The organism is Desulfomicrobium norvegicum (assembly GCF_900114595.1).
Classification (GTDB): domain Bacteria; phylum Desulfobacterota; class Desulfovibrionia; order Desulfovibrionales; family Desulfomicrobiaceae; genus Desulfomicrobium; species Desulfomicrobium macestii.
Window position 1 is genome coordinate 1 of sequence record NZ_FOTO01000022.1, and the last position, 21,387, is coordinate 21,387.

The following is a 21,387-nucleotide window of genomic DNA, read 5'->3' on the forward strand; positions in this document are numbered from 1 at the left end:
CAGCGTCGCTTCGCTCCGATTTCCTGGTCAGTTTCAGCCGGAACAGGTGGGCGGTTTGCCGTGGAATCACTGGTCAGTTTGTCCGGAATGCGCAAATGAGCAAGGGAAAAGCATAGAACGTGCCGATATTCGAATTGATTAACAGGGGAAACTGGAGATTCCATCATTCCGATTTTTATCATTTTTTGTGTTGCACTGCTTTACACATATGCAGGTGCGCGGACTTTGAGCGGGATGGCATGGGATTTCGAGTCTGACCGCGCTGGACTGTGAGTTTGCCTTACTGAATTTTAGGGAAGTGAATTACATTTGTTCTGGCCAGTTATCATGCATTCTTTTGTCTTGCCGGATCGGACCTGAAAAATTCGGGGTATCGCGACAGGAAAGGCATGCTTTTCAGATCTTGAATCTTGAATTTTTGCCCAAGCCCTATCCTTGTCGCGATCTGCCCCACCTATGAATTCCAGTAGACGGAAGAATTCGGTGTGTATAATATTATGCAAACATACACACAGGGGGGCGTCATGCGTACCAACATTGTCATTGATGATCATTTGATGGGGCAGGCATTGGAGCTTTCCGGGCTCAAGACAAAGAAGGAGGCGGTAGAGGAAGGCCTGCGGCTGCTGATCGCCATGAAAAAGCAGGAGTCCATCCGGCAGTTTCGGGGCAAGCTGGCCTGGGCCGGTGATCTTGATGCCATGAGAAAAGACTCATGATTGTCGCGGATACCTCTGTCTGGATCGATTACTTCCGTGGAACCGTGGCTCCGCACACGGATTTGCTGGACCGTGAGCTTTCCAGATCGCGCATCATTATCGGCGATCTGATCATGACCGAACTTCTTCAAGGATTCAGCGGGGAAAGAGAGTTCCAGATTGCCAGACAACTCATGGAGAGTCTGGAATACAGGGATTTTGTCGGCAAAGACATGGCGATCGCAGCGGCACAGAACTATCGCATCCTGCGCAGGAAAGGGATCACGGTCCGCAAAACCATCGATGTTCTCATCGCGACATTCTGCATCGAGAACGGCGTCGAACTTATCCATAACGACAGGGACTTTGATCCGATGGAACAGTTGTTGGGATTGAGGGTGCTTCGGTAGGTGAGAGGCGGGGATTGGTGGCGCGGGTCGTGTACTTTAAAAGCAGGAGGTTGGCATGGGAGGCAGAGTCGTCAAACGGGGTAGCGGGCTGGATCTTGGAATATCCGGTTCCATCGTCACGGACTGCGGTGTTTTAGAGGATTCGCGCGCCGACACTTCATTCAGGAAGGACGAGGTCGTTATGGAGCCCATGCGTGAGAGGTACGTACTCGGTGAACTGCTGGCCGGGATCTCTTTGGAGAATGTCCATGGCGAAGCCGGTATGGATGAGCCCGTGGGACAGGAGATTTTATGATTTAATGCCAAGGCGTTAATGGCGGTAATGACGAATCGGGGCTACGGCGGCGTCAACGTGCGGTTCGGGATAGAGGCGACGATGGCGGCAGCGGGAAGATACGGGTTTGTCTGATTTCGTGAGACTGTTTGGCTTCCTAGAGAAAGGCGGGGTTGATCGACCCTGGATTTGTCCGGGGAGGTGGCTTCAACGCGTCTTTTCCGGGTGCAATGAAGAGGCGCCTCGGATGGTTGTTTATTTATTTTATATTTTATTCCAGTGAGTTGTGTTTTGTAGTTCGCTCAAGAGTGCAGTCTTGCCGCGTCGGACTTTTTGGGGAACGGTTCTTGCTTTCTGAATTCAAAATAAATTCAGGGAGTTCTCAAGTGGATAAGTCTATGAACTGGTTCTCGCGGGTCGCCTTTGTCGTTTTGATGTTGATGTTTCTGGCTGCTCCTGGCCATGCGGCTGTATATTCGAGCATTGATGATATTTTTCTCTCCGGGTCTGCTTTCATGACTGACGAAAATCCAAGATCCTGGCAGGGCAAGGACGCCCTGAAAGGCACTTTTGATTTTGTCTATCTCGGCGCGGAAGCCGATCACACGAACGTGCTGCTCAAGAAGAGTTCCGGGGAGACGATCTTCAACACCGATTATACCGCCAAGGATACGTGGGCCAGGGGATTGGAAATCTCTTCTCTGAAGCTTGATGATCTGGATGTTAATGGCTTTTTGGGGTGGGGCAACAAACAATACAAAATCAGCAGTTGGTCCGATGTCGTGCATATCTACCAGCTCACCTCGGATGTCATTGTATCCGGAGTATCCTTGACCACTGGCATGTTCATTTTTGGATTCAACGACGACTACAAACAATGGCCTTGCGATCATCCAGACTTCGACGACATGGTCTTCGCGGCCAAGGCCGTCCCAATTCCCGGCGCCGCCCTCCTCCTCGGCGCTGGTCTGCTTGGTATTGTGGGTGTCCGCCGCAAGCAGGCTGCCTAGCACGCCCTCTTCATCCCAAATCTTACCTCATCGTCCTCACGGCCGGAATGGATCAGTCCCTTCCGGCTTTTTTTTATTGCTCAAGGGGATGGAGGCAGCGATGGAGGCAGCGATGGAGGCAGCGATGGAGCCAGCGACGGAGGCAGCGATGGAGGCAGCGACGGAGGCAGGGGTGGAGGCAGCGACGGAGGCAGCGGCGGAGTCGGCGATGGAGGCAGTGAATTGTTTTGTTCTTGCTCCAGTCCCGGTCTTCGACCCTTCCAATATATCCATCTGCCTGTAAAAACTTGCTTCTTGGCTGTCGGATAATCTTACAGGCTACGCTGCGCTCAATAGCGCGTCTGGCAGGGAATTTCGTGCTGTAGGCAGGTTTCTCCTCTTTGCGTCGAACATCTTCAACATGTTCGCATTTAAGAATATTTTTATTTTTTTTGCTGATCATTTTTGAATTGCTCTGATGCATCGCTGCTTTTGAAGGGTGTGAGGTGTGAAGTGTTCAGTATTGAAATATAGTTCGTTTTATTTGCTAATGCTTTCAAAATGCGGAATATTTTATTGGTAGTACGTTTTTTGCTTGGCTGCTGGAGGATGGTGGGTTTTGAAAGGATGGGGTGGTCTGGCGAAGAGCGTATTGCAAAAAAAGGCATGGATCCCCTTCTTCAAGGGGATGACAAATACTTGCAGTGATGCAAGATATGATGATTGCATATTTTAATATCAGATCTAAGCTGTGAAGAAGGGAACACTTTCCAAATGAAGGAGGTTTTTTTTTCATGAAAAATTTATTCATTGCGATCGTTTTTCTGTCGATGTCTGTCTATTGCGTGAATGCGCATGCCTTGTCGTATACTTCATTGGGATTTGATTACAATGCCGACATTCAGACCTATGGATTTATTTCAGGCAGCCTGTTTCCTGAAGGCGACCTTACTCTGGGAGGAGTTCCATTTTCTGTTCCATCCGGAACGGATTTGAATATTTGGCATAGTGAAATCGGTTCAACTTCTGGTTCCAAATCCTTGTCCGTGGATATCGGTCTGTCTGGTGTTGACAAGGTATACACCATCATCAACACATATTGGGGGGAGAGCAGTCCTGGCTCTTTTGCGTATATTGAATTTGAAGGGGCCGGTGGAGCTTACTATCAGTATCTTCTTGATGGAAACTTCAACATCAGGGATTATTTCGGTGGGACGTATACGAATTCGTTGACCTCTCCTGATGCCGCCAATGTGTGGACACAGAGTGGAATCAGGCTTGATATGCAGACCATCGACCTTCCGGACGCCTTCCTCTTCGAGGATCAAATCGCCATGACCCTGGTGGATAACGGGGCGACCGGTTTCCAAAGGACATTTCTGTACGGCCTGACTGTGGGCACCCAGAACGGCGGCGGCGGCCCAAGCACGGTCCCCGAGCCAGCCACCATCATCCTGCTCGGCGCCGGACTCCTGGGCCTGGCGGGCATCCGGCGGAAAATGACAAGCTGAAAGATCTCCTCAAGCCAAAGGAATTCGGCCGCCCCGCCTAAAAGTGGGGCGGTTTTTTTGCTTTAAATCTGCTGGAATCATGTGGTTCATAGTGAATGGTCAAACTCGCCTGCCTTCATTCCTGACTTTGGCTCAGCCCGTCGAGCACGTATTTCAGCATGTTTTCGGCATGTTGGTGTTCTCGTCCTGGAAGATGTCGTGAAATATCGCGGACGAGTTGTTCGTTTGGCGTTGCACTTTCCTCGGTTCCGCGCATGATGCGCAGCAGATGCGACGCGGTTTCCGCCGATGCAGCGTTTGCGTGTTCATTATTTTGCCGTGTTCAATAATTTTGAACATGCGTAAATAGTGAACGCTCGTCTGTGAGCAGGTCCGGGAGATAGGCGTCGTTTTGGTTCTCTACGCTGAATCAGCCATCCCTTTCTCATGGGGAGTCCTCCAAGCATTGAAGCCCCGTCGGACATGGGGTTCTTCAGAGCAGTTGAGGGACGGTAAATTTCCCAGCCTCCCTGCCTCCTTTACTTCCGTCCAGCCAAATCAGACTCATCTCACCTTTGCCCGGCGGCCCCTGAACCTCCAGAACCGGCGGCCTGCATGGCTTTCATGGCTTTTATTCAAATCATTTGCTTGGCACGGGACTTGTAAAAACATCACGGTTTTGTCCTGTGGCTCGAAGGCCTTCCGTCGCGGCCGGGCACCATCTGAATCTTCCTGCTGATTCGCAATTTTCAATACAGAGTCTGGAGCGTGCATGCCTCGAATCAATTGGCCGGGATGGGGTGCCGGTTTGGCCCTCGTCGCCTTTGTCCATCAAGCGGTCATCGTCCGGCTGGTGAGCGACGAGTGGAGCAGGGCGGATTTCGACTACTGCTACCTGATCCCCTTCGTCATGGCCTACCTTGTCTGGGAGCGGCGCGGGGAGCTGGCGGCCATCCCCTCCAGGGCTTCCTGGGCAGGGCTGTGGGCCTTTGGCGCGTCCGTGTTCTTCCTGCTGCTGGGCGAGCTTGGCGGGGAGTTTCTGTCCCTGTACATTTCGCTGTGGTTCGCCATCCTCGGCGTGTGCTGGACCCTGCTCGGCTGGCGCAAGCTCAAGGTCATCCTCTTCCCCCTTGCCCTGCTGCTCATGGCCTTCCCGCCACCCAATTATCTCTACGGCCGCCTGACCCTGGGCATGCAGCTCCTTTCCACGCGCATCGGGGTGGAATTTTTGCATCTGCTTGGCCTGCCCGCCTTTCGCGAGGGCAACGTCATCGACATGGGCTTCACCCAGCTTGAGGTCGTGGCCGCCTGTTCGGGGCTGCGCTTTCTCATCCCCCTGGCCATCGTGGGCATGCTGCTGACCTACTATTTCCGGGAAACGTGGTGGAAGCGGACCCTGCTCATGCTCTTCACCCTGCCCCTGGCCATCGTCATGAACGGGCTGCGCATCGGGGTCAGCGGCGTGCTGGCGCGCAGCTACGGGCCCGGCATCCTGGAGGGGGCGGCGCACGACACCATGGGCTGGGTCATGTTCCTGGTCTCGGCCGTGATCCTGCTGGGGTGCATGAAGCTCATGACCGCCAGGGGAAAGCCCATGCTGGTCGTCTTTGCGCCGGTGTCCGGGAGTCCCGCCATCGCGCGGGTTTCGCTCATGCCGCTTTTGGCCGGTCTGGCGCTTCTGGCGGCCACGAACGGGTATCTGCAATACCGGGCCATGACCCCGGACGTGCTGCCCACGGCCCGTCCCCTGTCGGCCTTCCCCGTGCGTCTGGGAGAGTGGGAGGGGGTGCGCGTGCCCATGGAGCGAAAGTTCATCGATGAACTCGATTTCACGGATTACGTGCAGGTCGATTTTCGCAATGGCGGGCAGCGGGCCGTGGATTTTTACGTGGCCTGGTACGACCGGCAGAGCAAGGGCGAGTCCATCCATTCCCCCGAGACCTGCCTGCGCGGCGGCGGCTGGCGCTTCGAGCGCGACGGGGCGGTGGAGGTTGCCGTGCCGGACTACAAGACGGTGCGCGTCAATCGCACCATGCTGGAGCAGAACGGCCGGCGCATGCTCTCCTATTTCTGGTTCCCGGCCCGCGGCCGCTACCTGACCAACGGGGTGGAGCTGAAGCTCTACACCATGTGGGATTCGCTGACGCTGCGGCGCACCGACGGCGCGCTGGTCCGGCTCATCACGCCCCTGTATCCCGGCGAAGGGGAGGCGGACGCGGAGCGGCGGCTGGTCGATTTTCTGGCCGTGGCCCTGCCGCCCCTCGAAAGGATGCTGCCGGGCAGGGACCCCGTGCCCGAAGCCATGAACAGGCAGGCGCCATGAACTTTCTGGTCAGCTTCTACGTCGCCTTTCTGCTCTCGACGCTGCTGGTTCCTGTCGGCATCCGTCTCGGGCGACGTTGGGGCATCGTGGACAAGCCCGACCCGCGCAAGGTGCACACCGGTCTCATCCCGCGCACGGGCGGCATGGCCATCGCCCTGGCCACGGTGGTCTCCCTGCTCGTGCCCCTGAGCATGTCCCGGGAGCTTTTCGGATATCTGGGCGGGGGGCTGGTCATCCTCGTCTTCGGCATGTGGGACGACATGCGCGAGCTTGGCTACCGCATCAAGTTCTTCGGGCAGATCCTGGCCATCCTGTTCTTCACCCTGGTCTCGGGCATCCAGGTCACCTGCCTTGGCGAGTTGCTGCCGGGGCTTGTCGTACACCTTGGGCCTGCGTCCATCGTCCTGACCGTCATTTTCATGCTCGCGGTCATCAACATCATCAACCTGAGCGACGGCCTGGACGGCCTGGCGGGCGGGCTGTCCCTGCTCATCCTGCTGGCCTGCGCCTTTCTGGGCTATATCCAGGAGGCGGTGCTGCCCATCGCCATCACCCTGGCCGTGTGCGGGGGGCTGGTCGGATTCATGCGCTACAACGTGCATCCGGCGGAAGTGTTCATGGGCGACACGGGCAGCCAGTTCCTGGGCTACACCATCGGCGCGTGCCTGATCATGCTGACCCAGAACCACTCCATCTACACGCCCATCCTGCCCCTGTTTCTTCTGGGCACGCCCATCCTCGACACGGCCATGGTCATGTACGAGCGCATCCAGGCCGGGCAGAGTCCATTCAAGCCGGACAAGAACCATCTGCACCACAAGCTGCTGCGCGCCGGTCTGACCCAGGAACAGGCCGTGGTCAGCATCTATTTTTTCCATTTCGCGCTCATCCTGACCGGCTTCGCCCTGCGTTTTGTGGCCGACTATGTGGGCCTGCTGCTCTACGCGCTCATTCTGGGAACGGGGTTCGCGTTCAGGTACGCGGTGCAGGGCAAGGATGTCAGCGCCGAAAAACTGTATGCGTCCATAAAGAGCGTGGCGCAGGCGGTCTTTGTCTGGAACATGAAAAGCGTCAATGTGCGTTTCTGCCTGTCCTGGCTGTGCTGGAAAAGCTTTTTTCTGCTCTTCACCTTCTTCTTTTTCACAAACGTCTTTTTCATCCGCCATTCTCCTGTGCCGACGGCCCTGGCAGCCCTGGCCGTGCTTGGGATACTGGCCCTGCTGTACTGGAAAAAGAGCGCCGTGCTGGTGCCGTTCATGTACTACATGATGCTGGCCGTCATTTTGTACGTGGTCGTCTTCGGAGAGGTGATAAAGACGGACAGCGTCTTTCTGGTCATGGGACCGGACGGGGTGACCGGCATTTTTTACGCCCTGAGCGCGCTGTATTTCGCCTGCGTCATCCTGACCCCGGAGAAGGTGCCGCTCAATGCGCTCGACTACATCCTCATCGCTTTCATCAGCTCCCTTGCGCTGATGTCCGAAGGTCACGCGGAGCTTTTCGAGCTCAAGCAGATCGCCATGAAGGCCGTACTGCTGGGGCTGGGGCTGAACCTGATCTATTCGCGCATCAGCAGGAACAGGGACTATGTGCTCTTCCTGCTGGTCCTGATCTGCCTGGAGGCGCTTGCCCTGGCCGTGATCACCGGCCCGCTCTTCCGATGAGATTCATGCCCGGCGCAGGGCCGGGACTGTCGTGACGGCACTCAAGAGCTTGGGTTTCTTGGCTTTGATATTGCAATTTCAGGCAACTTGTTCGCTTCGGTTCGCGCCTGGGGCCGGCCTTGCGGGCAAATTTCGGGGTGTCCGTCGCCGCGCGGCAACCTCGTGATTGTCGTTTTCATCAAATATCCCAATTTGTTGATTGCGGCCGCGAGAGTTTGTCCGAGCCGGTCGGACTGGCGTTTACGCCCTGTCGCGGGCGCTTCTGGCACCGTCTGAATGTCCGGCCGGATCGGACTTGGGACGCTTCTGATTGCTGGCCGGTGCGGGTGCGAAGCGGCCCCGGCGCTTGAAAGACCGCATTTGCTGAGACTTTGATCGATACACATCCGAAGGAGAGCTGCATGCAGCGGGTTCTATGTTGTTTGCTCATGGCCATGATGCTTTTTGCCTGCGGATCCAAGGAGAATCGCAGGGACGCTTTTTACGCCAACGGCCTGGGGTTCGAGGAGAGCGGGCGCTATTCCGAGGCCCGGGTCGAGGCCAAGAACGTCATCAAGCTCGACCCCAATCATGTCGGCGCGTATCTGCTCCTGGCCCGTTGCGCCCTGAAGGATCAGAACTGGCGCGAAGCGTTCGGGAATTTTCAGCGTGCGGCGGAGCTTGAGCCGGACAATGCCGAGGCCCTGCTCGGAGTGGGCCGGCTGTACCTGCTCTCCGGCGACACGGCCGAGGCCGAGGCGCATGCGAACAGAATCCTGGCCAAGGATGCGGCGTCTCTTGACGGACTGCTGCTGCGGGCCGGAGCCATGCTGCGCGGCAAGCGTTTCGACGAGGCCCGGATGCAGCTCGACGTGGTCTTTGCGGGGGATCCGGCCAACGAGGACGCGCTGCTGGCGCTGTCGGTCATCCACGCCGAGCAGGGGCAGGGGGCCGAAGCCCTGGCCGTGATCGGCAAGGGGCTGATCGCGAGGCCGGACAGCAGGCCGCTGCATTTCAGGGCCGCGAACCTGGCGGCGGACATGGGCGATCACGCCGTGGCCGAGGAGCATCTCCTGAAGCTCAAGGAGCTCGATCCGGGCAACCGGGGCGTGCAGGTCCTGCTGGCCGCGCTTTACGAGCGCATGGGGCAGGCCGGGCGCGTGGAGGGCATCCTGCGCGAGCTGCTGGCGGCCGAGCCCGAATCGGAAGAGGCACGGCTGCGCCTGGTCGATTATCTGATGCGTCAGGACAAGGCCGAAGACGCCCTGGCCGTGGCGGGTGAAGGGCAGCCGACGCCCAGGCTGCGTCTGGCTTCCGCCGGGGTGCTCATGGCCATGGGCCGGAGCGGGGAGGGCGAGGCCGCACTGGCCGCGCTGGTCCAGGACGCCGAGGCGGGTCCGTCCGGCATCGAGGCCAGGCTCAGGCTGTCCGAGCTCAAGCTGCGTCGTGGCGACCGGAGCGGAGCCCTGGCCGAGGTGGACGAGGTGCTGCGCCTCAATCCCGCCGATGCCCGGGCCCATGCCGCGCGCGGGCGGATCTTCATGCTCCAGGGCCGCTTCGAGGAAGCCCTGGCCGAACTGCGCATCGCCCTGCACGACGCTCCCGAGGACATGGCCGTGGCCGTGCTCATGGCCCGCGCCCAGTTTGCCCTGGGCAACACCCTGTCCGGGGTGGAGTCGCTGCGCAATTTTCTTCTGAAGAAGCCGGACGCCCAGCCCGTGCGCCTGGAACTGGCCGCGCACCATCAGCGTGCCGGTGAACCCGACGCCGCGCTTGCTGTGCTGCAGGACGGCGTGATTGACGGGGTCATGCCTGCGCGGCTGCTGCTGGCCATGGGCGACATCGAGGCCCGGCGCGAACATTTCGATGCGGCCAAGCTCCATTACCTGCGGGCCGCGCAAGAGCAGGAGGCGCTGGTCCCCGCGCTGCTGCGGCTTGGGAGCATGCAGGGCAGCCGCAAGGACTGGGAAGGGGCGCGGCGCACCTTCGATGAACTGCTGCTGGCCAATCCGGACGCCCACGGCGGCGCCGAGGGCGTGGTGGCCGTGGAGCTGGCGGCGGGGCGCGGTGATGCGGCCCTGGCCTGGGCCGGTGAGCGTGCCGCATCCCGGCCCGAGGACCCGCTGGCCGCGGACCTGCTCGGCCGCACGGCCCTGCGCCTTGGCGACGCGGAAGGCGCGGAAAAGGCATTTCGCGAGGCCCAGCGGCGCGCCCCGGAGTGGTCCGTGCCTTCGGCCAGGCTGGCGGGTCTGTATGCGTCCACGGGCCGCAAGGATACGGCCATGGCCGAGTGCCGCGCCGCCCTGGACAAAAATCCGGACTCCGTGCCCGAAGCCCTGCTGCTCGGCCAACTGCTGCAACTGGGCGGAGATGCGGCCGAGGCCGAGACCATCTACCGCAAGCTTCTGGCTCGTCACCCCGACCTGCTGCCCGCAGCCAACAATCTTGGCTACCTGCTGGCCTCTCATGACGCGCCCACAGCGGAGCAACTGACCGAAGCCCTGGCCCTGGCCACCAAGGCCAGCGCGGGCGGCGACCCGTCGGCGCTCGATACGGTGGGCTGGGTGCATTATCGCCTGGGCGACAAGGACGCGGCCCTGCAGTTTCTGCGCAAGGCCCACGAGTCCCTGCCCGATGACCCGGCCGTGACCTACCATCTGGCCCGGGTCCTGGCCGATCTGGGGCAGACGGGCGAGGCCCGGGGGCTGCTGACGGCCCTGCTGGCGCGCACCCAGGATTTCCCGGAACTGGCCCTGGCTCGGGAGCTTCTTGTGGGGCTGTAAAAGCCGGTCCGGAGAGGTCGGACTTGCGTCACGGCCCGCCGGACGCTTTTGCGCCGGACGTCGCTGTAGAAAGTCGTCATCCCCTTGAAGAAGGGGATCCATGCCTTTTTAACTGTCTGAAAAGAATGGATTTCGCGCCATTGCCCGACATAGCCCGACTTCGCGGGAATGACACTCAGGTTCTTTCGCGGCTTTTTTTGTGGTGTCGTCAGGCAGAAGAATGGTCATCTTTCATGGCTTTAATTCTTGTCGGCACAATGCATGCTTAAATGCATGACGGCTTGAAATGATTGTCCATACGGGTCGGACAGTGTGCAATGATTTTTTTAATGATAATCATTTATCGTTCTTTTTATATGGAACTGATTTTTGATTGATATAAATGATGCATGACTTGATAATTTATTCCATTTTTGAATAGTAATTATATATTATCTGGTATCGAATTCGAAAAATATTTTTAAAATATATATTTTTGTTGTTGATGAAATATTTTATCTGATTTACAAATATACTGTTTTCATGGTTAATATTAAAATAGAACTTTCTGCATGATTATACGTAATACAAGAGAGGATCACAATGCGAGTCTGGTTGCCCGATTGCGTCTACAAATCCTTTCCTCTTTTTGTAGGGACAGTGGGACTGGCCGGGTGCATGGCCGGGAGTCCCGCCAGTGTGGCTCTTGGTGGAGTGCTCATGCTTTATAGCGGCGGGGTTTATTGTATGCGCAAGGGGTAGGGAGAAGGCGGGGATAGAGGCTTTTTTCCTTTGTCCACTCATCAGGCGGCATTCACCATCCAAAAGCGGAGCTGGACAGTGCAGGATAAGAGAAAATCGCAGCGCAGAGCGTCCCTGACGCGCTGCACTGTGGAGAAATGCTTTTCAAGGAACGGGCAGATTCCTTCCCGGGCCGTGAATTTCAGCGCCTCCGGATTCATGCTCGAAATGGACTACCCCCTGTCTCCCGGCGAGACCATCAAGATCCAGTTCGCTCCCGATTCCGACGAGACGCGTTTGTACGGCAAGAGCGTGTGCCTGGGCATGGTCCGCTGGTGCGCCGCCCAGGACGGCAGCTGCGGCGGGTTCTACGGAGTGGGCGTCGAACTGGCGAACCAGGCTCCACGGCGGTACAATTACTAGCTCTTCCTTGCGGTTCTGTTTTGGATGCGCCTGTCCCTTTGGGGATGGGCGTTTCTTTTTGGGGGAAGGTGTGACGCGGTTAGCCCGAAATCGTTGATTTAAGCCTCTTGGTGCATGACCCGGCTATTTGTGAATGCGCGCACTTTAAGGCGCAAAAGACTGCGCACCCACGTGGAGCATATGTTTTGCTGGTTGACTTTGGCTCTGGAGCTTATAGACTTAGTCCTGAACTTAGCTAATATTGGAGGGCCTATGCACCAGGTGAACATTCACGATGCCAAGACGAATTTGTCCCGCCTGATCGAGCAGGCAGTCAACGGAGAACCCTTTGTCATCGCCAAGGCCGGTAAGCCCATGGTTACCGTCTCCGCGTTCAAGGCACCGCCGGATCCCGCAAAAAGGATCGGTTTTTTGCAGGGCATGATCGAAGTCCCGGACGATTTTGATTCCATGGGCAAGGAAGAAATACAGCGCCTGTTTGAAGGTGCCAGATGAAACTGCTCCTCGATACGCACATGCTGCTGTGGGCGGCGGCTGGTACCTTGCCCGGCAAGGCCGAGAGCATGATAGTCGACACAAGCAACACGCTGTACTTCAGTTCCGCGAGCATCTGGGAGATCGGCATCAAGAAAAGCCTTGGAAGAAGCGACTTCAGAGTCGATCCGGAAGTGTTGCGGCGAGGCTTGCTGGACAACCAGTACAACGAGCTGTGCATCACAAGCCTGCATGCCTTGGTGGTCATCGACCTGCCAATGTTCCACAAGGACCCTTTCGACAGGATGCTGCTGGCGCAGGCCAAGAGCGAGGGAATAACCCTGCTCACATCGGACGCCATCATGCGCGACTACCCCGGCCCGGTGCTGTTTGTGCCGAAGACACCGTGAAGCAAGGGGACTTGTCGTCCGGGTAGCGACGCAACATATGGTCGTGTGCCGGGAATAATGAAGGGAGAGATCTCTCGGAAAAGCGTAAGGGGCTGGATTTTTACATCCAGCCCCTTGTTTTCATGGTGGCGCGCCAGGGAGGACTCGAACCCCCGACCGATTGCTTAGAAGGCAATTGGTCTCTGTGTTTACTGGTTTTTACTGATTTGTATATATACTTATTTTTTATATAGTTATGTGTTAATATTTGTTATTGACTCATACGGGATTTGGTCTATTTTTATCCCGAATGATGGGAATAGTGCTGGGAAATTATGAGAGAGGTGGTGAAATGGCAAAGCGATTAGGGACTGATTACCCAGGGGTGGTTTATCTAGAATCCACCTCAAAGACAGGGAAGCCGGAGAAGGTTTTCTATATTCTTTATCGGAAGAATGGGAAGCAGATCGAAGAGAAGGTCGGGCGTTCGATCCGTGACAACATGACCCCGGCTAAGGCAAACCGCATCAGGATTGATCGAATTGAAGGTAGGCAGCCTTCAAACGTTGAACGGCGGGAACAGGATAAAGCTGCTAAAGCGGCAGAAGCCGGTCGCTGGACCGTGGCCAAAATCTGGTCCGAATACCAGGAAGCTCATCCCGAGCAACCCAGTGGCAAGTCCTGGGCGAGCTTGTTCAGAAACCACATACGCCCTTATGCCATTGCCGATAAAACGCCTGAGGAAATCGTGACCCTGGATGTCGAGCGGCTGAAGCTAGATGTTTCGAAGACGAAGCACCAGCGAACTGGCAAACCGTTGAGTCCTCAAACGGTCAAGCATGTGCTTTCTCTGCTGAGCCGTATTCTTACGTGGGCTTCGGATGTCGGGCATATTGCTCAGCCTGTTCATCTTAAGTTCATGTACCCCGAAGTGGACAACGAAACTACCGAAAACATGACCGCTGAACAGGCGAGAGCGTATTTCATGGCCATGGACGCCGAAGCTGATCAGGACGGCGCCTCGTATTTCCGATTTATGCTCTTAACCGGCGTTAGAAAAGGCGCACTCTTAGCCGTGCAATGGGACGATATCGATTTTGATCTGGGGTTCCTGGAATTAGGGGGGCATTCCGCAAAAAACAGAAAAACGAAACCGATTCCTTTGTCACAAGGTGCGCTTGAAATTCTTAAGGGAATTACACGCACAGATAGTCCTTACGTGTGGCCCGGAAAAAACGGGGGACGACGGTCCGACTATCAGCGTATGGGGCGGCGATTGCGTAGCAAGGCAGGCCTGCCGGATGATTTCAGGCCTTGCCATGGCCTGAGGCACTGTTTTGCCTCCTGGATGGCTTCAAGCGGGAAGGTGGATTTGTATACCATTCAGCGCCTCTTAACTCACAACAGTCCTGCCATGACGGCAAGATATGCGCATTTGACCGATGATGCGTTAAAAAGGGCGGCGTCTGTGGCCGACAGGATACTTGAGGCGGGGCAGGAAGCGGAAGTGACGCTGGATCAGTGAGCAGGGTCTTGACTATGTAATCCATTGGATTACAAGAGGGGCGGGCGGATGATAACGGTAGTTGAAACCCCGACGTTCTTGAAAGATGTTAAGCGGGCCAATTTGGATGAGGACGAGCATAGCGAGTTGATTAATTTCCTGGCCTCTAATCCGAAAGTCGGGGCGGTGTTAGAAGGGACCGGCGGCGTGCGGAAGGTTCGTTTTGCCGCTCAAGGGCGGGGAAAGAGCGGTGGATATCGAGTCGTATATTATTATCATAACGACGAGATTCCTTTGTTCGCCTTGGCGTTGTTTGCCAAAAACGAAAAGGCGAATTTGAGTAAAGCTGACCGCAATGAACTCAAGGCATTGATGCCGCAAATTGTCGATGTCTACAAGTTACGGTGAGGATGTGTGATGAATAGAATAGTTCAAGGAGCGCACGAAGCACTGGCCATCGCGAAAGGCGAGTTGGATCCGGAAGAGTATACGGTGACTGTACCGCAATATATAGACGTCCGAAAGATTCGGAAGAAGCTCGGCATGACCCAGGCCGCCTTTGCCCGAGTTTTTGGATTCAGTGTTGCAACACTGAGACATTGGGAGCAGCAAAAACGCATCCCTGAAGGTCCAGCGAGGGCCTACCTCACGGTAATTGATCGAGAACCAGATGCAGTGCGCAAAGCTTTGTGTAGAATCGATTGATTTATATTAGAATTTATGATATATGATGCTAATATGAATATAGAAAAAAACGAGTACATGGATGCTTATGTTCTTCATATAATGAAGAATTTAGGATCTAATATTAAAATTGCAAGAGAGCGTCGTGGGTTAAGTGTTAAAAAATTAGCACAAATATCTTTTTGTGACGTAGAGATGGTTGAAAAAATTGAGCGTGGTGATATAGACGTTGAATTTTCAAATATTGTAAGAGTTCTTACTTCTATATATATGGATAGTGAAATTAAATTAATTGCATGCCCAGGAAATGACGAGATTGGAATATTTCTTTCTCGATATTATATGAATGTTAAAGAAGATGTAGATAAGTATAATTTTTAATATAAATAAGAAGAAAATTTATGATGATGCGTCGAGAATCGCACTCGACGCATCTTAGAGTGATCGTTATTGTTTGTTATTCGATTCCAAGTTCAATTTTTGTGTTAATTTGATCTGTGATGATCCTTAACGCTTTCCTCGCTATTCGAAGGTCTCTCCTTTCGTCGTTTAAGTGAAACTCTGAAGAAAAGTATGTATGTGCACACGAATATGTAGTTTGAATATAGATTTCTAATTCACCAAGCGTGTAAACAACAAATTTAGACTCCATAGAGTTCTTATCTTCGTGCCATGTCCTGTCTTTAGTGCTGTATCCACCAAAAAAGTAAGAGTTCTTGTGCTTTTCGCAAAGCTTAATTGCTTTCTCTAAAGTTTCTTGATAGTTCCTAAGTTGGTTAATTGTAATACCAGATGCGCTGTCATATTTTTTTTTCATTTTATCCTCCGGTTATTTTCGATCACTCTTGCAATGATCTTCCGGAGGATGATTTTTTTTTAAATTAAATATGAAATTATTAGCTCTATTTGTAAAAATGGGATGATTCTAGTGTCGCAGCATCGCTAGTGGTTGGTATTGTTCATATATATCACGAACCAATAGGGGTTCCGGTTATTGGCTGGGATTCCGATAATGGGTGCTGGTTTCGTAAATCTTTAGCCGGCATTGCGACCTGTGTAATTCTTCTGTTTTTTTCTCCTATATCTAATCAGTCTTGGGTAGATCTTCTAAATTGGACCACTTGTTGCGTCACTATGAGCTTCGGGGGCCTGATTTTCTCGACTATCCTCAGTAATGGAGACATAAGTTCCTAGATGCTCGGTAGAATTATGGTGGGTATAAAGGCTGTCGCAGTAACTGGCGTGGTTTGTGCCGCATCGGAGTACGATTACTGCGGATTGCGAAGTTCATCGCCCTGAGGTACAATGTTAAGTAATTTGAGGATTTGTTGCCGGGAGTAGTCGGCAAGCTGGTGCCTTTTTTTAGGTCTGGACCATAGCAAAATTACAAGCTTGACTTTAGTTTGTGATCGTTGCCTTGTGTTGACATTATAGATTTTGGTATTTTGATATTAAAAGAATATCGAAGAAGAGACTATATAAGTAAAGCGTAAAAAGAATCGCGCAAGTAAAGTAGATCAATATAAAATTACATACACTCAGGAAGGAGAGCATAATGTTTGATAAACGTGGTGTCTTGTTTTGGCCTGTAGGAACTGGCGATAGTGCGACATTCATTGTGCGAGAAGATGAAATAATTTTCCAAGTTGATTTGCGCCACACAGCCAAATCCGAAGATGATGAGACGGACTGCGCTCCGATCATTGATCATCTCGAAGAGAACTTGCCTGAAGTCGATGGCAAGCCATATCTATCCGCTTTTGCTTTAACTCATCCGGACAAGGACCACATACTTGGGTTCGCAGAACTTTTAAGCCGCGTTACAATCGGCGAGCTTTGGTTCACTCCCCGCGTCTTCCGAGAACATGATGATGAAGGCAACATCTGTGAGGATGCTCAGGCATTTCGGCATGAAGCTCATCGTCGCGTAACTGCGACTATCGATGCAGGAGGTGATCCTGGAAGCGGGGACAGAGTTCGCCTCATTGGTTACGACACATTGCTCAAAGAAGATCACTATCAGGGATTTCCACAAGAATTTTTCAGTATTCCCGGCCAAGTCGTTACAGTCTTAAACGGCGAAGAGCTTGATGGGGATTTTCGTGTCTTTGTTCACGCTCCCTTCAAACAGGACGATAGCGTCGGCGATCGTAATGATACCAGTTTGGTTATGCAGGTTGTTTTGGGAAGCGATCCAGCCGAAGGTGGTGTGTTGATTTTTGGTGATCACAAGTATCCTACAATTCGAAAGATTTTCGACGTATCTAAAGAATACGACAATGAAGATAATCTAAAATGGCAGATTTTGCTCTCTCCACATCATTGCAGCAAGTCTGTAATGTACCAAGATGAGGATGGCAAAGAAGTCCTTAAGAAGGACATTCTTGATGATTTCGAGCGCTTTCAGGTTGGTGAAGGGATTGTTGTTTCCAGCAGTCTTACGGTTCCGGAATCCAATTTGGGTGGTGATAATCCTCCTCATGCAAAAGCGAAGGCACGATATGAAGATATCGCCAACGGTGGATTTCTTTGCACGCATGATGATGGCCATCATGCCAAACCACTTCAATTCATTTTGTGTGGTGGACAATTCTCTTATGATGATGCTTCGTCTGGTGATGAGGCGGATAGGGGCGGTGGAAGGAGTGCACTTGCTGCCGCCGTCGAGACCGCACGCGGGAGCGATGAAACGCCATCTGAAAAAGTAGGCTTTGGAAAGTGGAGTTGACGAGAGGACAGGCGCTTGCGCTTGAACAGTTGTATGAAATTGCTGGTTCGTCAAAAGGAACCCTAGAAATCATTGGTGAACCTGAGGCTGATGAGAAGGGGGGCTTCATCTCTGTGCGGCTTTCAATAGCGACCAAGTATTACCAGCGTGCCGGAGGTTTTACTTTTCGTAATCGAGAAATGCTGTGGATGAAAATTTTCTCGAACTTTCCATTCACCGTACCTGATCTCAATTTTTCGCATACTCGCTTCATGGGGCAGCCTCATGTGCAATGGGGTAGCCATATATGCCTTTACCAGTCCAGCGAGACGGAATGGCAGCCAAACGATGGTCTTTACGGTTTTTTTCAACGCGTGGATGAATGGCTGGCGGCTGCTGGCAAGGGAGAGCTTGATCCTGACGATGCCCCACTACATCCTCCAGTTGCGTATACGACATCAAAGACACAGTTTATTTTTAACTGCGATGCGCCGAACTTGGAGGCGGATTCTAGATTTTGGATTGGGCGGGCTGACCTCATTAAAAAGCGTGAAGGTCGGTTTGATGTCATTGCTTGGGTTGGCCTCGATAACTGGGACACAGAAGAACAGCCCGAGTATGTCGCGGCTGCAATTCTACTCTCCTGCCCTCTGCCGATGGAGTATCCCGAAACAATCGCTGGCCTACTTAATGCCCTCGAAAGAAACGGGGTCAGTTTTGAACTTTTTTACGCTCTTTTAAAGGTATTCGGTACTAAAGTTCCTAAAAATAATCCCACTTATATTGTTGTCGGTGCACCTATGCGTCGTAAAGAAGCAGGGGCTCCGTTGCGACAGCATCTCAAGGCATGGGAAATTGACGCAACAACGGTAACCGCCTTACACAACATCGTCTTCGGCACAGACGACATAAGTCAAGCGTATTACGAATTCGCGAAATGGATGGTTACAGCAAAAACTCTTTGGTGCAGGGTTTTTGAAAATCGTCCTGAAGTCACCAATCGGCGCGATCTGGGTTCAGTGTTGGCGAGCGTTGAGGGTAAGCGCATCCTTCTTCTCGGTTGTGGTGCAATTGGGGCTGTTGTCGCTGAACATTTAGTCAGGGCCGGTGTAAAATCCTTGATCCTTGTTGATAATGGGATTGTTAGCCCTGGCATCCTTGTTCGTCAGAAATATTCAGACTGCGATGTTGGCCTTGCAAAATCACAATGTTTGGCGCGAACTTTGGCGGGGATAGGTCTTCCTATCGAAATTGAGTTTAGATTCGACAACTTGACAAGGGGCATCATAGATAATTTCGATCTCGTCAACGTTGATCTGATAATCAATGCAACGGCATCAGCATCAGTCGCTCACGGGATTGAACACGATCTTCAAAGGGTATGTTTTCTTATGCCAATGATTTCGTTATCGGTAAGCTCAGCAGCCCAATGCGGATCCGTTGTTGTTAAGATGCCCCGCTTTAATTCAGGTATAATAGCAATCGATAGACTCACAAGGATTGGCGTGATGAAGGATAATGCCAATCACCCTGTCGTGAAAGCATTCTGGCCTAACAAATCAGAAGTGAAGCTGTTCCAGCCAGAGCCTGGTTGCTCGAAGCCTACCTTCACGGGGTCATCTGCCGACTTGGCTGCGCACGCCTCGACTCTGTTGAATATTGGGCTTCAACGTATCTGGAGGCTAGAGTCCGACCAAGCGGGCTCCGACCTTGTCCCTGCACCTTGGGGAAAAGAGGGCTGTAGTGGCTCTCTTCGCCTAACGTTGGATGACCAAGGTACGGCATTAGAGCAAAAGCATGGCTATAGGGTCTTTACATCAAAATCAGTTCAAAATGGAATAGCCTCCGAGATCAAGCGCATTGGGCGTACGCGATCAAGCAAGGTTGAAACCGGAGGCCTTATCTTCGGCGAAATTGATGATGCACATAGGTACATTTATGTGGACTCGGTGACGGGACCGCCATCGGACAGTGAGGCGAGCGAGAAGAGGTTTTTATGTGGTACCGCAAGTACAAGAAATATAAGCGCTTCAAAACTCAAGCAAAGCGGAGGATCTAGCCGCTTCATAGGTATCTGGCATACACATCCCACCTCGCTGGGTCGTCCAAGCATAGATGATCTTTGTGCTATGGTTCATTTGCTCCATGGTCAGGAGCGCCCACCACGTCATGTGATGATGTTAATCGTAGGATTTGCAGCTACATATCCCCAGTATAATTATTACCTTTTCCATCGAAAGGATATTCGAATTGTTACTGAAGAAGAGCTGCATTTCATGCTGGAGTACATAGATGCAATTTAAAATTGGCCTTGCTCTTTCTGGCGGAGGGGCACGAGCAATTGCATTTCATCTTGGATGCCTAAGGGCACTCGAAGATCTTGGATTGCTGTCGAAAGTATCAGTGCTATCGTCAGTTTCAGGCGGAAGCGTTATCGCTGCACTTTATGCCTACAATGATGAGTCGTTCGCCGAATTTGAAAACCGTGTTCAAACTCTGCTCCGCAAGGGGCTCGTAGGGGGCATTGCGCAACAATCACTATTCTCACCAGAAACTCCAAAGATAGTAGCCGCACAGTTGACATCCGGCATTTGCGCAGCAGTTGGCTGCCTTGTTCGTTTAGGCGGTAATGCCCTCGCCTTAGCTGGCGTAGACCGAAATAGCATCGGACAATTCACAAAGCCCTTTCAAGCTCCATTTCCGCGATTTGCAAGCCGATCCACAGCTTTTGAACGTCATTTGCGAAAGCACGTCTTTGGAGAGTTGACGGTCAACCAAGTGGCCAGAAAGAGGCTTCATGTCGTGTTTAATGCAGCCGAACTCATCACAGGTACCGCATTTCGGTTTGGATCACGGGAAACAGGAACATGGCGATATGGGCTACTGACCGGAGCACCTCCCCATGTGTCGAAGGCTGTCTCAGCTTCTGCTTGCTTTCCATTTCTTCTGCCATCTTTTGACGAATATATGGAATTTGAAAAGCATGGGCAAAAAACACGACGACGTGTCATGCTGACAGATGGCGGAATATACGACAATCTTGGCATTACCTGCCTCTTGCCTGGGCGTTCAGCAGAATTCAGTACAAATGTGTCCGAGGTTGATTACATTATCGCTTGCGATGCTGGTCAAGGCATGCCGTCGGGATTGTCTCGTCCATACCATTGGCCAAGCCGGATGCTGATGACCGTCAATACGATTCATCGGCGAACCCATTCGTTGTCATATGAATTGCTGCATCGGATGAAAGATACTGGTCAGATCAAGGGATTTTTGTTGCCATATCTCGGGCAAATCGACGAGAGATTGCCGTATATTACTGACGATCTTGTGAGACGACATGAGACTTTCGATTATCCGACGGATTTCAGTCCAATGAAGAAAATAGACGTTGAGCGCATTGGGTTGCGCGGCGAGCAACTGACTAGACTTCTGTTTGACCACTATCAGTTCAGTTTATGAGCAGCTTGATAATAATCTTGGATGATTGTGTTCAGATCATGACTTTTACAAGCGATTGTCCGCCCAAGGAGGTAAACATTTAACAGACAAAATCTGATAGTAATTAGTTCCCGCTTGAAACCCAGCTTGTGCTTTCGCCGGCAGTTACTGCCGCTACGTGTAGGTGTTACACAGGAGGATTGCCGCCAATGACGCGTTGTCAACTTGTGAAATCAAACGTCATCCATAAGAAACTATGACATTCGACAAAGATAAATGGTCTTTGCCATCGCCAATGCTTGTAATGGAATGCATTGAAAGATGGAAAAACCTTGATTTGAGAAAACTATCAGACAAGGCTATTGATAAAGAGTTATCTAATTTTATGGTCCTTCCGGAAACTCTGTGGGTAAATGATTTGACTTCTCGCGGATG

General features: G+C 52.9%; 19 protein-coding genes. 18 read left to right on the forward strand and 1 reads right to left on the reverse strand.

Annotation, left to right across the window (positions count from 1 at the left end; translation table 11 throughout):
* The first annotated feature begins 524 nt into the window (after positions 1–524).
* The 15 genes from BMZ24_RS18715 to BMZ24_RS19600 all read left to right on the forward strand — a co-directional run bounded on the left by BMZ24_RS18715 (position 525) and on the right by BMZ24_RS19600 (position 15,185).
* Positions 525–719: a type II toxin-antitoxin system VapB family antitoxin gene (locus BMZ24_RS18715; protein WP_092194550.1), complete on the forward strand. Its 195-nt coding sequence runs from the start codon at positions 525–527 to the stop codon at positions 717–719.
* Positions 716–1,108 carry a type II toxin-antitoxin system VapC family toxin gene (gene vapC / locus BMZ24_RS18720; RefSeq protein WP_092194552.1) on the forward strand — a complete coding sequence of 131 codons (393 nt, stop codon included), beginning with the start codon at positions 716–718 and terminating at the stop codon, positions 1,106–1,108. The genes BMZ24_RS18715 and vapC overlap by 4 nt, the downstream gene beginning before the upstream one ends.
* Positions 1,109–1,163: 55 nt before the next feature.
* Positions 1,164–1,403, forward strand: a complete 240-nt coding sequence (locus BMZ24_RS18725) for an AbrB/MazE/SpoVT family DNA-binding domain-containing protein (protein ID WP_092194554.1) — start codon at positions 1,164–1,166, stop codon at positions 1,401–1,403.
* Between the two features lie 377 nt (positions 1,404–1,780).
* Complete coding sequence (locus tag BMZ24_RS18730; RefSeq protein ID WP_092194556.1) at positions 1,781–2,392, forward strand: hypothetical protein; 612 nt, start codon at positions 1,781–1,783, stop codon at positions 2,390–2,392.
* 773 nt (positions 2,393–3,165) lie between these two features.
* Positions 3,166–3,882, forward strand: coding sequence for a PEP-CTERM sorting domain-containing protein (locus BMZ24_RS18740; RefSeq protein ID WP_092194558.1), 717 nt, complete (start codon positions 3,166–3,168; stop codon positions 3,880–3,882).
* A 751-nt stretch (positions 3,883–4,633) separates the two neighbouring features.
* Complete coding sequence (gene xrtD / locus BMZ24_RS18745) at positions 4,634–6,184, forward strand: VPLPA-CTERM-specific exosortase XrtD (protein ID WP_092194560.1); 1,551 nt, start codon at positions 4,634–4,636, stop codon at positions 6,182–6,184.
* The gene (locus BMZ24_RS18750; RefSeq protein ID WP_092194562.1) at positions 6,181–7,848 is read left to right on the forward strand and encodes a glycosyltransferase family 4 protein; all 1,668 of its coding nucleotides are present in this window, start codon (positions 6,181–6,183) and stop codon (positions 7,846–7,848) included. Before xrtD ends, BMZ24_RS18750 begins: the two co-directional genes overlap by 4 nt.
* 401 nt (positions 7,849–8,249) lie before the next feature.
* On the forward strand, positions 8,250–10,610 hold the full coding sequence (locus BMZ24_RS18755) for a tetratricopeptide repeat protein (RefSeq protein ID WP_092194564.1): 2,361 nt from the start codon (positions 8,250–8,252) through the stop codon (positions 10,608–10,610).
* Positions 10,611–11,429: 819 nt separating this feature from the next.
* A complete protein-coding gene (locus BMZ24_RS18760) occupies positions 11,430–11,753 on the forward strand; it encodes a PilZ domain-containing protein (RefSeq protein WP_161949244.1) in 324 nt (107 codons plus the stop codon).
* A 252-nt stretch (positions 11,754–12,005) separates the two neighbouring features.
* Positions 12,006–12,248 (forward strand): type II toxin-antitoxin system Phd/YefM family antitoxin, encoded by a 243-nt coding sequence (locus BMZ24_RS18765; protein WP_092194568.1) that lies wholly within the window; start codon positions 12,006–12,008, stop codon positions 12,246–12,248.
* Complete coding sequence (locus BMZ24_RS18770; protein WP_092194570.1) at positions 12,245–12,637, forward strand: type II toxin-antitoxin system VapC family toxin; 393 nt, start codon at positions 12,245–12,247, stop codon at positions 12,635–12,637. Before BMZ24_RS18765 ends, BMZ24_RS18770 begins: the two co-directional genes overlap by 4 nt.
* Positions 12,638–12,968: 331 nt before the next feature.
* Positions 12,969–14,141 carry a tyrosine-type recombinase/integrase gene (locus BMZ24_RS18780; RefSeq protein ID WP_161949245.1) on the forward strand — a complete coding sequence of 391 codons (1,173 nt, stop codon included), beginning with the start codon at positions 12,969–12,971 and terminating at the stop codon, positions 14,139–14,141.
* 48 nt (positions 14,142–14,189) lie between these two features.
* Entirely contained in the window at positions 14,190–14,528 is a 339-nt protein-coding gene (locus tag BMZ24_RS18785) for a type II toxin-antitoxin system RelE/ParE family toxin (RefSeq protein ID WP_092194574.1), read from the forward strand.
* 9 nt (positions 14,529–14,537) lie between these two features.
* Positions 14,538–14,825, forward strand: a complete 288-nt coding sequence (locus BMZ24_RS18790) for a helix-turn-helix domain-containing protein (RefSeq protein WP_092194576.1) — start codon at positions 14,538–14,540, stop codon at positions 14,823–14,825.
* A gap of 33 nt (positions 14,826–14,858) precedes the next feature.
* Complete coding sequence (locus BMZ24_RS19600; protein ID WP_143077963.1) at positions 14,859–15,185, forward strand: helix-turn-helix domain-containing protein; 327 nt, start codon at positions 14,859–14,861, stop codon at positions 15,183–15,185.
* A gap of 76 nt (positions 15,186–15,261) precedes the next feature.
* On the opposite strand, the gene BMZ24_RS18795 is transcribed toward BMZ24_RS19600, so the two are convergent.
* The gene (locus BMZ24_RS18795; protein WP_092194578.1) at positions 15,262–15,621 is read right to left on the reverse strand and encodes a hypothetical protein; all 360 of its coding nucleotides are present in this window, start codon (positions 15,619–15,621) and stop codon (positions 15,262–15,264) included.
* Between the two features lie 738 nt (positions 15,622–16,359).
* Between BMZ24_RS18795 and BMZ24_RS18800 the strand changes: the two genes are divergently transcribed.
* From BMZ24_RS18800 to BMZ24_RS18810, 3 genes are read left to right on the forward strand one after another with little or no spacing between them, the layout of a single operon-like run.
* Positions 16,360–17,532 carry a ComEC/Rec2 family competence protein gene (locus BMZ24_RS18800; RefSeq protein WP_092194580.1) on the forward strand — a complete coding sequence of 391 codons (1,173 nt, stop codon included), beginning with the start codon at positions 16,360–16,362 and terminating at the stop codon, positions 17,530–17,532.
* A complete protein-coding gene (locus BMZ24_RS18805; RefSeq protein ID WP_143077964.1) occupies positions 17,523–19,814 on the forward strand; it encodes a ThiF family adenylyltransferase in 2,292 nt (763 codons plus the stop codon). The genes BMZ24_RS18800 and BMZ24_RS18805 overlap by 10 nt, the downstream gene beginning before the upstream one ends.
* A complete protein-coding gene (locus tag BMZ24_RS18810) occupies positions 19,804–20,973 on the forward strand; it encodes a patatin-like phospholipase family protein (protein ID WP_092194584.1) in 1,170 nt (389 codons plus the stop codon). The genes BMZ24_RS18805 and BMZ24_RS18810 overlap by 11 nt, the downstream gene beginning before the upstream one ends.
* Positions 20,974–21,387: the final 414 nt, after the last annotated feature.